This window comes from Microbacterium sp. Gd 4-13, assembly GCF_003095395.1.
In the GTDB taxonomy this organism is placed as follows: Bacteria; Actinomycetota; Actinomycetes; order Actinomycetales; family Microbacteriaceae; genus Microbacterium.
The window spans coordinates 18675-31137 of sequence record NZ_QEIJ01000007.1 but is presented as its reverse complement, the minus strand read 5'-3'; the positions used below and the strand labels follow the sequence as shown (position 1 = coordinate 31137).

Below are 12463 nucleotides of genomic sequence, written 5' to 3'. Positions count from 1 at the left end.
TATCGACCCTAACGGGCGCAGCCGGCCCGAACGGGCGCGGCCGACGCCGACGGATGCGTCAGCGGGCCTGCACCGGAAGCGAGCGCGCGAACGACAACAGCACTCCGCACGCGAGCAGCACCGAGAGTAGCGAGGTGCCTCCCTGCGACATGAAGGGCAAGGGCACACCGAGCACCGGGAGCACGCGCAGCACGACGCCGATGTTGATGAGGGCCTGACCGACGATCCAGATCGTGATCGCGCCCGCGACGATGCGCACGAACGAGTCGTCGGTCTTGCGGATGATGTGGAAGGCACCGACGGCGAACAGCGCGAACAGGGCGAGGATGACCGCGCAGCCGATGAGTCCGAGCTCTTCGCCCACGATGGCGAAGATGTAGTCGTTCGCGGCGGCCGGGAGCCAGTCGTACTTCTCCCTCGAGTTACCGAGACCGAGACCGAACACACCGCCGCCCGCCAGCCCCCAGACGCCGTGGAGCGCCTGATAGCAGTCGTCGTAGTAGCAGTCGAGCGTGCCGGCGTTGAGGAAGCTCATGATGCGCGCCATGCGGTTGGGGCTGCTGACGGCGAAGAACGCGACCGCGCCGAGTGCGGCGATCGCCGGGAGGATGAAGATCCGGAGCTTGACCCCCGAGAAGAACAACGCGGCGAGGATGACCAGCACGAGGATCATCGCGGTACCGAGGTCTTTACCGGCCAGCACGGTCGCGACGACCATGATCCCCACCGGCACGACGGGGATGAAGACGTGGCTCCACGACGTGAGGAGCGTGCGCTTGCGGTAGAGCACGGCGCCCATCCACAGGGCGAGGGCGATCTTCAGGAACTCCGCGGGCTGGAACTGGAAGCCCGCGATGACCACCCAGTTGCGGTTTCCGTACGACTCGACGCCGAGTCCCGGCACGAAGACGAGGAGCTGGAACGCGGTCGCCCCGATCAGGGCCACCCAGGCGATCTTGCGCCAGAAGCTGACCGGCATGCGGCTGGCGACGAACATCAATGGGATTCCGAGAAGCGCGAACACGCCCTGCTTGATGACGTGATCGTAGGGGTCGGTGCCGCCGTTCAGCGCGGAGGTCGCCGACAGCACCATGACCAGCCCGAAGCCGGTGAGGAGCAGCGCCGTGGAGGCGATGAGGAGGAACTCGCTCGGCACGGGCGCGAACACCTTGCCCAGCGAGACCCGGGCGGACAGTCCGCGCCGTCCGGCCGGATCAGGAGCCGGACTGCTCGGGGGCGTCCTCGGCGGGATGATCGCTGTCACGCGGTGCCTTCCCGTTGTCGATCCGGTCGTTCACGGCCCGGGCGAAGCGCCTGCCGCGGTCTGCGTAGGAGTCGAACTGATCGAACGATGCCGACGCGGGAGCCAGGAGAACGACGTCCCCGTCCGCGGCGACGCCCGCCGCCAGTTCGACGACCCGTGCCATGACGTCTTCAGTCTCGGCGTGGTCGACCTCGAACAGCGGCACCCCGGGGGCGTGTCGCGCGAAAGCCGCGACGATCTCGCCGCGGTCGACCCCGATGACGATCGCCGCCTTCGCGATCGCACCTCGGGAAGCGATCAGCCCACCGATGTCGACGCCCTTGAGCAGGCCCCCCACGACCCACACGGCGCCGGGGTAGGCGGCGAGCGAGGAGGCCGCCGCGTGCGGGTTGGTGGCTTTGGAATCGTCGACCCAGGTGATGCCGCCGGACACGGCCACGACCTGGATGCGGTGCGGGTCGAGGGCGAACTCGTCCAGCGCCTCGCGGATCGAGGAGGGCTCCACTCCGACGGAACGCGCCAGCGCCGACGCCGCCAGGATGTTCGCGACGACGTGGGGGGCGGCGAGGCCGCGCGCCGCGAGATCGGCGACCGTCGTCAGCTCGAGCGCCGAGGTGCCGCGCTCCTCGAGGAAGGCGCGATCGACGAGAATCCCGTCCACCAGCCCGAGATCGCTCGGTCCGGGAACGCCCAGGTCGAAACCGATCGCTCGGGCGCCTTCGACCACCTCGGCGTCTTCGACCATCGCGCGGGTCGCCGCATCCGCCTTGTTGTAGACGCAGGCGACGCGCGTGTTCGCGTAGACGACGGCTTTGGCGTCACGGTAGGCCTCGAACGACCCGTGCCATTCGAGGTGGTCGTCGGCGAGGTTCAGGCAGACGGCGGCGTGCGGCGAGAGGGGCTCGGGCCCCGTCTGCAGACCGAGGTACCAGAGCTGGTGGCTGGAGAGCTCGACCACCAGCGCGTCGAAGCCCGCCGGATCGCGCACCGCGTCGAGCACCGGTACGCCGATGTTGCCGCACGGCGCCGCACGCAGACCGCCGTGCACCATCATGGTCGCGGCGAGTCGGGTGGTCGTGGTCTTGCCGTTCGTGCCGGTGACGAGCACCCAGTCCGCGGGCGTACCGTCTGCGCGCACGACCTTGTCACGCACGCGCCACGCGAGCTCGACGTCGCCCCAGAGGGCCACGCCCGACTCCTGCGCCCAGAGGACGAGCGGATGCTGCGGCGAGAACCCGGGTGAGGCGATGACCACCTCGGGTGCGAAGTCGACGAGCTCGGAGGGTACGGCGTCGAGGGAACCGACGTGCAGGCCCGCACCGATTACCGGGAGCAGGCGCGCGTACTCGCCGTCGGCCGACTCGGTCACGACGAGGACGTCGGCGCCGAGCTCGGCGAGGGTGTCGGCGACCGAGAAGCCCGTGACCGACAGGCCCAGCACGGCGACGCGGAGCCCCCGCCAGTCGGCGTGCCAGCTGGTGAGCGGATCGAGCCGGGCCGAACTCATGCGCGCGTGAGCCATTCGACGTAGAAGAAGCCGACGCCCGACACGGCGAGGAGCCCCGCGATGATCCACATGCGTACGACGATCGTGATCTCCGACCACCCGCGCATCTCGAGGTGGTGATGCAGCGGGCTCATCAGGAACAACCGCTTGCCGCGGGTGAGCTTGAAGTAGACGCGCTGGAGGATGACCGAACCGGAGGCGATCACGTAGACGCCGGCGACGAGCACGAGGAGCAGTTCGGTGCGGGTCAGGATCGCCATGGCCGCGACGACGCCACCGATCGCCATCGACCCGACGTCGCCCATGAACACCTTCGCCTTGGGCGCGTTCCACCAGAGGAAGCCGACGAGAGCGCCGACGAACGACGCGGAGATGATCGCGAGGTCGAACGGGTCTCGTGTTCCGTAGCAGGCCGACTGCACCGCCGAGGCCACGTTGGTGCAGACCTGCTGCACCTGCCAGAACGCGATGAGGCTGTAGGCGCCGACGACGAAGATGCCCGAGCCCGCGGCGAGACCGTCGAGACCGTCGGTGACGTTGACCGAGTTCGACGACGCGACGCCGATGAGCGAGATCCAGGCCAGGTACAGCAGCCAGCCGATGATCGGGCCGAGCGCCATGAACCACAGGCCGGGAACGTCGCGGAAGACGGAGATGTACGCCGAGGCGGGGGTCTGCTCGACGGAGTTGGGGAAGTTCAGCGCGACGATCGCGAACGGGACGGTGACGAGCACCTGGCCGATGACCTTCGGCCAGCCCTCGAGGCCGAGGCTGCGCTGTCGGCGCAGCTTCATGTAGTCGTCGATGAAACCGACCGCTCCGAATCCGACCATCATCCAGAGCACGAGGATGCCCGAGATCGTGGGCGGGTTGTTCCCGGTGAACGATCCGACGAGATAGCCGACGATCGTGCCGGCGATGAAGATCGTGCCACCCATCGTGGGGGTGCCGCGCTTCGCGCCGTGCGAGGGGTTGTGGATGTTCTCGGGGGTGCGGATGACCTGCCCCCATCCCCACGCGCGGAACAGGCGCAGGAAGGCCGGGGTCAGGAAAAGCGTGAATGCGAGCGAGATCGCCGCCGCTGTCAGGAGTGATCTCACGAGGACGATTCTCCCAGACGATCGCCGAGCGCCCCGAGGTGCGCGGTCTTCATGGATGACGAGATCATGCGAAGAACTCCCCGAGACGGTCACCGAGGAAGCGCAGCCCCGCCGAGTTGGAGGACTTCACCAGCACGCGGTCTCCGTCTCGCAGCTCGGTCACCAGGTAGTCGTAGGCCTCGTCGGCGGTCGCGAAGAACACCGCCTCGCTGTCCCAGGAGCCCTGGGCGACGGCTTCGAGGAACATCCGCCGCGCGTCTGCGCCGATCACGACGATGCGCTGGATGCCGAGGCGCACCGCGAGGAGTCCGACACGGTCGTGCTCCTCCTCGGCGTACTCGCCGAGCTCGCTCATCGCGCCGAGGACGGCGACGGTGCGCTCCTGCGGACCCGTGATCTGCGCGAGGGTGCGCAGCGCCGCCGCCATCGAGTCGGGGCTGGCGTTGTAGGCGTCGTTGATGATGCGCACGCGCTCGGACCCGAGAGGCTGCATGCGCCACCGCTCGGCCAGCTCGACCGTCTCGAGCCGCGCGACCGCGGTCGCCGCGTCGATCCCGAGCGCCGTTGCCGCCGCGAGCGCGGCGAGGGCGTTCATGACGTGGTGCTCGCCGAGCACACGCAGGTTCAGGGTCAGCGGGTCTGCGTCGACGACGAGTTCGGCGCGCGTGCCGGTCGCGGTGACCTCCACGTCGACGGCGCGCACCTCGGCGGCCTCGCCTCGTCCGAACCAGCGGACGTCGATGCCCTTCTCGGCCGCGATCGGGGCCATCGCAGCGACGCGAGGGTCGTCGGCGTTCAGGATCGCGAGGCCGCCGGCGCGCACGGCCCGCACGAGCTCGGACTTCGCCTGGAACGTGGCCTCGATGCCGCCGAAGCCGCCCGCGTGGGCCATGCCGACCATCAGGACGACCCCGATGTCGGGGGTGACGAGACCGGCGAGCCGCGCGATTTCACCGGGGCCGCTCGCGCCGAACTCGCTCACAAGGTATTTCGTGTCTTCGGTCACCCGCAGCATCGTCAGCGGAGCGCCGACCTCGTTGTTGAACGAGGCGTGCGGCGAGACCGTTTCGCCGTCGTCCTCGAGGATGCGGGCGAGGAGGTTCTTCGTCGTCGTCTTGCCGTTGGAGCCGGTGATCCCGACGATGCGGAGGCCACCGCGCTCGCGCACGCGCGCGACGACGAACCGCGCCAGGTCGGCGAGGGAGGCGACCGCGTCGGCCACGACGATCTGCGACACGGCGGCGTCGACCGTCCGCTCGACGATCGCGAGCGCGGCACCGGAGGCCACCGCGGCGTCGACGAAGTGGTGGCCGTCGGTGTGCTCGCCGGGTTTGGCGACGAAGACGCCGCCGCTCACGATGGCTCGGGAGTCGGTGTCGACGGGTCCGGCGACGACCGTCTCGGGCGTGTCGTCGCCGAAGAGGTGGAGGTCGCCCGCGACGGCGTCGGCGAGCTGGGAGAGTGTGAGGGAGATCATAGGTGCGTGGTCCGCAGCGGTCAGCCGAACTTGGGCAGTTCGGGGGTCTCCGATTCCGACGGCATGACGCGGTAGGTCTTGAGGACCTGCGTCATGGCCTTCTGGAATGCGGGCGCGTTGGCCGCAGACGACTTTACCGTCACGGGCTCGTCGAGGGTGACGGCGACGACGTACTGCGGGTCCTCCGCGGGGGCGAATCCGATCATCGTCGTGAAGTACGCGCCGGCCTTGTAGCCGCCCATGCCATCGCTCTTCTCACCGGTTCCGGTCTTCACCGCGAGCCGGTATCCGGGTACGGCCACCTGCTTGGCGAGCGAGCCCTGGGTGGCGACGTTCTCCAGCATCAGTGACACGTCGTCCGCCGCCGTCGGGGAGACGACCTGCTGACCGGTCGCATCCGGAACGTCGGTGACGGTGCCGTCCGAGGCGGTGCACCCCTCGACGATCGACAGAGGCATGCGCGTCCCGCCGTTCGCGAGGGTCTGATACGCGCCGACGAGCTCGGGGACGGTCGTGGTGAGCCCCTGACCGAAGTTCGTGTTGTAAAAGGTCTGGTTGTCCCACGTGTCAGGGGTGCGCAGTTCACCGATCCCCTGGCCGAGCCCGAAGTTCTCACTCCCGCCGATGCCGAAGCTCTTCAGGTAGTCGTAGCGCGTCTGCGCCGAGACGGTGTCGCCGAACTTCGAGATACCCACGTTCGACGAATCGATGAGAACCCCGGTCAGGGTGTAGTTGTTCGTGGGGTGCGCCGTGGGGTCGCGCACGGTCGCGCCGTTCGGGAACGTCTCGCGGTTGGCGGCCGTCACCGTCGACCCGGGGTTCTGTCCCCCCGCATCGATCGCGATCGCGGCGGTGAGCGCCTTGAACGTCGAGCCGGGCTCGAACGTCCCTGAGAAGATGCGGCTGTACCTGTCCTCCGGGGCAGAGGCGTCGTAGGCGTTCGGATCGACGGTGGGCCACTCGGCGGCGGCGCGCACCTTGCCGGTCTTCGCGTCGACGACGGTGATGGTTCCCGATTTCGCTCCGACGTTCTGCGCCTGCTCGGCGATCAGCTGCGTCAGGTACCACTGCAGGTCGCGGTTGATCGTGAGTTGGAGGGTGCCTCCATCTACGGCGGGGTCGTCCACCTGGGTGCCGGGCAGGATGACGCCGTCCTTGCCGCGCTGGTATTTCCGCGTGCCGTTCTCCGACGAGAGGCAGGTGTTCTGCGCCAGTTCCAGACCCGCGAGCGCCTCGCCGTCGCGGCCGACGAACCCGACGAGGTTGCCGCCGACCGCACCGTCGGGGTACGTGCGGGCAGGGTGCGTCACGAAGGTCAGGAAGGGCGCACCGAGGTCGGCCAGCGCGAGGCGCTGCTCGGTGGTGATTCCCTGCTTGAGGTAGGCCCAGCGCGACTCCTCGTTCACGGCGAGGGCGTCGGTGACGATCTTCTCGACCTCCTCGGCCGTCTGACCGGTGATCTGCGCCATCTGCGCCGCGAGGTCGGGCCAGGAGACCTTGACGGGCTTGCCGTTCTCGTCCTTGCGGGTGATGCCGTCCTGCGCGAGCATCGGGTCGAGCTGGGCGTCGTAGAGCAGGATGCTGCCGGCGAGCGTGTCGCCGTTCTCGTCGACGATCTCGCCCCGCGCCCCGTAGAGGGTCTGCGAGGCGCCGAACCCGAGGGCGAGCGAGTCGTCGATGTGCTCGCGCGCGTTGACGACCTGGATGTCGACGAGTCGCACGACGAAGACGATGAGCACAGCGAGGACGACCGAGAGGGCGACCACCGTGCGACGGCGTGAACTGCGAGTGCTGCGCGTCGTCATGGAGCTAGCGTGTCGCCGGAGTCGGCAGACCGTCGGCGATGGGCGGGGGTGTCGCGGAATCGCCCGTCGATTCGGCCATGGGCGCTCCCTGGATCGTGGCGTCGGGCGCCGTGACGAGCGGGGTGTCGGCGATGAGGGCGTTCTGCACCGCCCCGCGGCCGATCGCGTCGACGGAGGAGGTGCCCGACGCGGGCTGGCCCGCCCCGATCAGCGCGCCGTCGCTGAGTCGGAGGTAGGAAGGCGTGTCGGCGACCACCATGCCCAGCGCCGACGCGTTCGCGGCGAGGTATTGGGGCGAGCCGAGGCCGGCGACCTCGTCGTAGAGCATCTGCTTCTCGTAGTTCAGGTCGCGCTGCTGCTGGTTGAGCGCGGCGACCTCGAACGTGCCCTGAGTGGTGAGGATCGAGAACGTCATCTGCGCCAGCGCGATCGCCACGGCGCCGGCGACGGCGATGATGCCGTACGCGAGCTTGGGCCGACGACGACGCTTCGGCGCTTCGAGCGGGCGGAGACGTCGTTCGGGATTCTCGACGCGGCGCGGTGAGGCCGGGAAGAGCTCGTAGGCGAGATCGCTCATGCGGCCTCCTTCAATCGTTCGGCGGCGCGCAGACGCACCGGTGTGGCTCGGGGATTTCGTGCGCGTTCTTCGTCGCTCGCGATCTCCGCGCCTTTGACCAGCAGGCGGAAACGGGGGGTGTGCTCGGGGAGCTCGACGGGGAGTCCGCGCGGGGCGGTCGAGGCTGCAGCATCCGCCAGCACGTGCTTGACCAGCCGGTCTTCGAGCGACTGATAGGCCATGACGACGATGCGCCCGCCCACCGCAAGCGCGTCGAGCGCGGCGGGCATCGCCCGCTCGAGCACGGAGAGCTCCTGGTTGACCTCGATGCGCAGCGCCTGGAAGACGCGCTTGGCGGGGTGCCCCGCGCGCTGGACGGCCGCGGGGGTCGCGTCGTGGAGGATCGAGACGAGGCGCCCCGACCGAAGGATGGGCTCCTGCTGACGCGCCGCGATGATCGCCCGGGCGTAGCGCGCGGCGAGCTTCTCCTCGCCGTAGCGCTCGAAGATGCGTCGGAGCGCGCCTTCGCCGTAGGTTGCGAGGATCTCGGCCGCCGTCACTCCCCCGCTCTGATCCATCCGCATATCGAGCGGGGCGTCCTGCGCGTAGGCGAAACCGCGGTCGGCCAGGTCGAGCTGCAGCGACGAGACGCCGAGGTCGAAGAGGATCCCGTCCACGCGGTCGGCGCCCGCCGACGCGATCGCCTCGGCGATGCCGTCGTAGACCGTGTGCACGAGTGTCACCCGGTCGCCGAAGGGCGCGAGGCGGTCACCGGCGATGCGCAGGGCGTCGGTGTCGCGGTCGAGGCCGATGAGCCGGACGCCGGGGAAGCGCTCGAGGAACGCCTCGGAGTGCCCTCCCATGCCGAGGGTCGCATCGACGAAGACGGCTCCGTCGCGCTCGAGGGCGGGGGCGAGGAGCTCGACGCAGCGGTCGAGGAGGACGGGGGTGTGGAGATCGCGAGCTTCCATGGGAAGAAGGGCTTCGTGGTCCCGGACCCTGATCCCCCTCCGCATCGACCTGGCGCGGGGGAAGTGCGTCAGGGCGAGCGGCTGGGAATCACGGCCGAGGATCAGAACAAGCCCGGGATCACCTCCTGCCCCATCTCGGAATACGTGTCTTCGTTCGCTTCGGCGTAGGCGTTCCACGCGTCGGCGTTCCAGATCTCGGCGTGGGCGCCGACTCCGGTCACGACGAGCTCGCGCTCGAGCCCGGCGTAGGTGCGCAGTGCCGGCGGCACCGTGATCCGGTTCTGGCTGTCGGGCTTCTCGGCGCTGGCCCCCGAGAGGAACATGCGCAGGAAGTCGCGAGCCTGCTTGTTGCTGAGCGGCGCCTCGCGGATGCGCTCGTGCACCCGCTCGAACTCCGCCTCGCTGAACACGTAGAGGCAGCGCTCCTGCCCACGCGTCACCACCACGCCGCCGCTCAGGTCGTCGCGGAACTTCGCCGGAAGGATGACGCGCCCTTTGTCGTCGAGCTTGGGGGTGTGCGTGCCGAGCAGCATCCGCTCTCCCCCCTTCGTCCGGCCTGCGAAGTGTTCCCCACTTTACTCCACTCTCCTCCACTTGACCATCATGTCCGGCGATATTCCGGGGAAGTTCGGCCATGTGGTACGCGGATGCTGCGCACCCCGGAACGCGGAAAACCCCCGCCGTTCCGGGGCGGGGGTTCGCAGAGGGAGGTGCGGGGAGGATCGTGGAGGAAGATCCGGGCAAAGAAAAACCCCGACTCCGCAGAGTCGGGGTTTCTCAGGGTGGATTAGGAGGGATCGTTACGGCGATCCCAGCGGTCGTTCATCCGGTCCATGAACGACGAGCCGGCGCGGGATTTCGAGGCGCCGGCCGACGGGGCGGCCGTCGGAGAGGTCGGGGACGGGGCCGATCCGCGAAGCGGCGTCAGGGCGAGGATGACTCCCCCGAGCATGACGGCGAAGCCGATCACACCCACCGCGATGCTCGCGGCCTGCACGTTGATCGCGACGCCCGCGATGAGGGCGCCGATCCCGACGAGCACGAGGATCGTGCCGTAGACGATGTTCCGATAGCTGAGGGCACGGCCCGGGGCCGTGACGACATCGGCGTCGTTTCGCATGAGATGGCGTTCCATCTCGTCCAGCAGACGCTGCTCCTGCTCTGACAGTGGCATGCATCCCCCTCTTGTCCTCGTGGCATCGATTGTACGCGTGCCGCTGATCACTAGGCTAGGCCCGTGCTGCCCTCCCCGGATCCCATCGAGGCTGTTTCCCAGCGACTCGACAACTTCGTGGGTTCGCAGACCCGCTCTTCCGACGAGATGGGCGACGAGGCGGGCCGTTTCGTCGACGTCGCCGCCGATGCGCTCCGCGGCGGCAAGCGCCTCCGCGCCCGTTTCTGCCTGACCGGCTGGCGGGCCGTCGTCGAGGCAGGCGGGCGCCCCGCCGCATCCGCCCCCGACGGCATCATCGCCGCCGCCGCGTCGCTGGAGATCTTCCACGCCGCCGCCCTGGTGCACGACGACATCATCGACAACTCCGACACCCGTCGCGGACGCCCCGCGACCCATCGTGCCCTCGAATCCGTGCACCGCGAATCGGGCTGGCACGGCGACGCCGCCGCCTTCGGCCGCTCCGGTGCGATCCTGCTCGGCGACCTGCTCGTGGCGTGGAGCGACGACCTGCTCGAGGAAGGACTCGCCACGCGGCCCCCCGCGGCCGCGGCATCGGCCCGCGCCGAATACGCGCGCATGCGCCGCGACGTCACCATCGGGCAGTTCCTCGACATCGCGGAGGAATCGGCGTTCGTCCGCCAACCCGATGAGCACCACGCGGAACGCGCGCTGCGGGTGGCATCGTTCAAGTCGGCGCGGTACAGCATCCAGCAGCCCCTGCTCATCGGCGCCGCCCTGGGCGAAGCAGACGAAGCGCAGCACGACGCGCTCTCGGCGTTCGGCCACCCGGTGGGAATGGCGTTCCAGCTGCGCGACGACGTGCTCGGCGTCTTCGGCGACGCGGCCGTGACCGGCAAGCCGTCGGGAGACGACCTGCGCGAGGGCAAGCGCACCGTGCTCGTGGCCTACGCCCGCGAAGGCCTGTCCGCGGGTTCGCGCCGGGTGTTCGACGAACTCATCGGCGATCCGACCCTGGACGACGGGCAGATCGCCTCGCTGCAGCAGACGATCGTCGAGACCGGGGCGCTCGATCGCGTCGAAGAACTGATCGCCGACTACGCGCGCACCGCCGACCGCGCACTCTCGGGTGCACGCCTCGGCAACGCCGCGGTGGGCGAGCTGCGCGATCTCGCTCGCGCGGCCACGACCCGGTCTGCCTGAACCGCCGCCGGGATCAGCCGAGCGACTGCGCGACGCGACGCACTTCGCTCTTGCGCCCGGCGAGCAGGGACTCGATCGGCGAGACGCCGATGGACTCCTCCGGGGAGAGCAACCACTCGATCGCCTCGTCGTCGGTGAACCCGCGGTCGTGCAGCACGATCAGCGTGCCGCGCAGCGATCCGAGCGGCTCGCCGTCGACGAGGAACACCGAGGGGACGAGCAGCTTGCCGTCTCGTCGCGTGCCGACGAGCTGACGCTCGTCGAGCATTCTCCGGACGCGGCTGAGCGTCTCGCCCGTCGCCTCCACCAGCTCGGGAAGGGACAGCCAGGTCGTTTCGTAGGTCGCACCGCTCACGATGCCACTATCTCATCCGTACGCGGAGTCCTCCGCCGCACGTGGGCCCCGGCTTTCACATCAGCCCCATGCGCCACTTCCGTTGACACACGTACACATCCGTGACACGGTACCCGGAGTCGGAAGAACGGATGTCCCCCCCATGCGTCGACCTGTCGCTCCCCCTGCCCTTCGTGGATCGAAGAGCGCCCTCGCGGGCTTGCCCGCCGCCCTCGTCGGGGCCCTCGCCCTCGCGAGCGCGCCCGAGGCGGCCCACGCCGCCGACTACACCGTCGCCCCCGGCGACACCGTCAGCGGCATCGCCGCACGCCACGGCCTGTCCACGGCCGACCTGCTTCGCACCAACGGGCTCGGCTGGTCGTCGATCATCCGTCCCGGTCAGAAGATCCAGCTGGGCTCCACGGATGCTGCGCCCGCCCCCGCGCCGACCCCCGAGGCCGCTGCTCCCGCGCCACCCGCAGCGACGGGCTACACGATCCGCGCGGGCGACACGATCAGCGGGATCGCCCGCACGCACGGCACCACCATCGATGCGGTCCTCGCCGCGAACGGGCTGGACCGCTCGTCGATCATCTACCCCGGGCAGGTCATCGCCGTGACCGCGGCAACGGTGTCCGCGGTAACGGCGGCACCGGTCATCGACGGACTCGATGCCGAGCAGGTCACCAACGCACAGGTCATCGTGCGGGTGGGTCGTGAGCTCGGCGTGCCCGAGCGCGGGATCGCCATCGCACTGGGTACGGCGATGCAGGAGTCGTGGTTGCGCAATCTCGACTGGGGCGACCGCGACTCGCTGGGCCTGTTCCAGCAGCGACCGAGCATGGGCTGGGGGTCGGCCGCCGAGATCAGCGACCCGACGCGCTCGGTGCGGGTCTTCTACGGCGGCTCCTCCGATCCGAACGGCACGCGCACGCGAGGGCTGCTCGACATCCCCGGGTGGGAGGCCATGAGCTACGCCGACGCGGCGCAAGCCGTGCAGATCTCGGCCTACCCCGAGCGGTACGCGCAGTGGGAGGCACCCGCCGCCCTGTGGCTCGCCGCGCTGCGGTGATGCGCAGCATCCGCTTCGGGCACAGGTGGATAACGGAGGTGA

General features: G+C 69.5%; 12 protein-coding genes. 2 read left to right on the top strand and 10 right to left on the bottom strand.

The window, feature by feature from the left end; genetic code table 11:
- Positions 1 to 58: 58 nt before the first annotated feature.
- The 9 genes from ftsW to DEA06_RS12845 form a co-directional block, all read right to left on the bottom strand.
- A complete protein-coding gene (gene ftsW / locus DEA06_RS12885) occupies positions 59 to 1264 on the bottom strand; it encodes a putative lipid II flippase FtsW (protein WP_165818006.1) in 1206 nt (401 codons plus the stop codon).
- Entirely contained in the window at positions 1215 to 2771 is a 1557-nt protein-coding gene (murD, locus tag DEA06_RS12880) for a UDP-N-acetylmuramoyl-L-alanine--D-glutamate ligase (protein WP_116648416.1), read from the bottom strand. Before murD ends, ftsW begins: the two co-directional genes overlap by 50 nt.
- Positions 2768 to 3871, bottom strand: a complete 1104-nt coding sequence (mraY, locus tag DEA06_RS12875) for a phospho-N-acetylmuramoyl-pentapeptide-transferase (RefSeq protein WP_116648415.1) — start codon at positions 3869 to 3871, stop codon at positions 2768 to 2770. Before mraY ends, murD begins: the two co-directional genes overlap by 4 nt.
- Before the next feature lie 64 nt (positions 3872 to 3935).
- Entirely contained in the window at positions 3936 to 5348 is a 1413-nt protein-coding gene (gene murF, locus DEA06_RS12870; RefSeq protein ID WP_116648414.1) for a UDP-N-acetylmuramoyl-tripeptide--D-alanyl-D-alanine ligase, read from the bottom strand.
- A gap of 20 nt (positions 5349 to 5368) precedes the next feature.
- Positions 5369 to 7153, bottom strand: a complete 1785-nt coding sequence (locus tag DEA06_RS12865; RefSeq protein WP_116648413.1) for a penicillin-binding protein 2 — start codon at positions 7151 to 7153, stop codon at positions 5369 to 5371.
- Between the two features lie 4 nt (positions 7154 to 7157).
- Positions 7158 to 7730, bottom strand: a complete 573-nt coding sequence (locus DEA06_RS12860) for a hypothetical protein (protein ID WP_116648412.1) — start codon at positions 7728 to 7730, stop codon at positions 7158 to 7160.
- Positions 7727 to 8680 carry a 16S rRNA (cytosine(1402)-N(4))-methyltransferase RsmH gene (gene rsmH / locus DEA06_RS12855; protein WP_116648411.1) on the bottom strand — a complete coding sequence of 318 codons (954 nt, stop codon included), beginning with the start codon at positions 8678 to 8680 and terminating at the stop codon, positions 7727 to 7729. Before rsmH ends, DEA06_RS12860 begins: the two co-directional genes overlap by 4 nt.
- 101 nt (positions 8681 to 8781) lie before the next feature.
- Complete coding sequence (gene mraZ, locus DEA06_RS12850; protein WP_116648410.1) at positions 8782 to 9213, bottom strand: division/cell wall cluster transcriptional repressor MraZ; 432 nt, start codon at positions 9211 to 9213, stop codon at positions 8782 to 8784.
- A 254-nt stretch (positions 9214 to 9467) separates the two neighbouring features.
- Entirely contained in the window at positions 9468 to 9854 is a 387-nt protein-coding gene (locus tag DEA06_RS12845; RefSeq protein WP_116648409.1) for a DUF3040 domain-containing protein, read from the bottom strand.
- Between the two features lie 63 nt (positions 9855 to 9917).
- On the opposite strand from DEA06_RS12845, the gene DEA06_RS12840 reads away from it, so the two are divergent.
- Positions 9918 to 11015, top strand: a complete 1098-nt coding sequence (locus DEA06_RS12840) for a polyprenyl synthetase family protein (RefSeq protein ID WP_116648408.1) — start codon at positions 9918 to 9920, stop codon at positions 11013 to 11015.
- Between the two features lie 13 nt (positions 11016 to 11028).
- Here the strand turns inward: DEA06_RS12840 and DEA06_RS12835 are convergent, their stop codons facing one another.
- The gene (locus DEA06_RS12835; protein WP_116648407.1) at positions 11029 to 11370 is read right to left on the bottom strand and encodes an Rv2175c family DNA-binding protein; all 342 of its coding nucleotides are present in this window, start codon (positions 11368 to 11370) and stop codon (positions 11029 to 11031) included.
- A gap of 142 nt (positions 11371 to 11512) precedes the next feature.
- Between DEA06_RS12835 and DEA06_RS12830 the strand changes: the two genes are divergently transcribed.
- Positions 11513 to 12421 (top strand): LysM peptidoglycan-binding domain-containing protein, encoded by a 909-nt coding sequence (locus DEA06_RS12830; protein ID WP_240606942.1) that lies wholly within the window; start codon positions 11513 to 11515, stop codon positions 12419 to 12421.
- Positions 12422 to 12463: the final 42 nt, after the last annotated feature.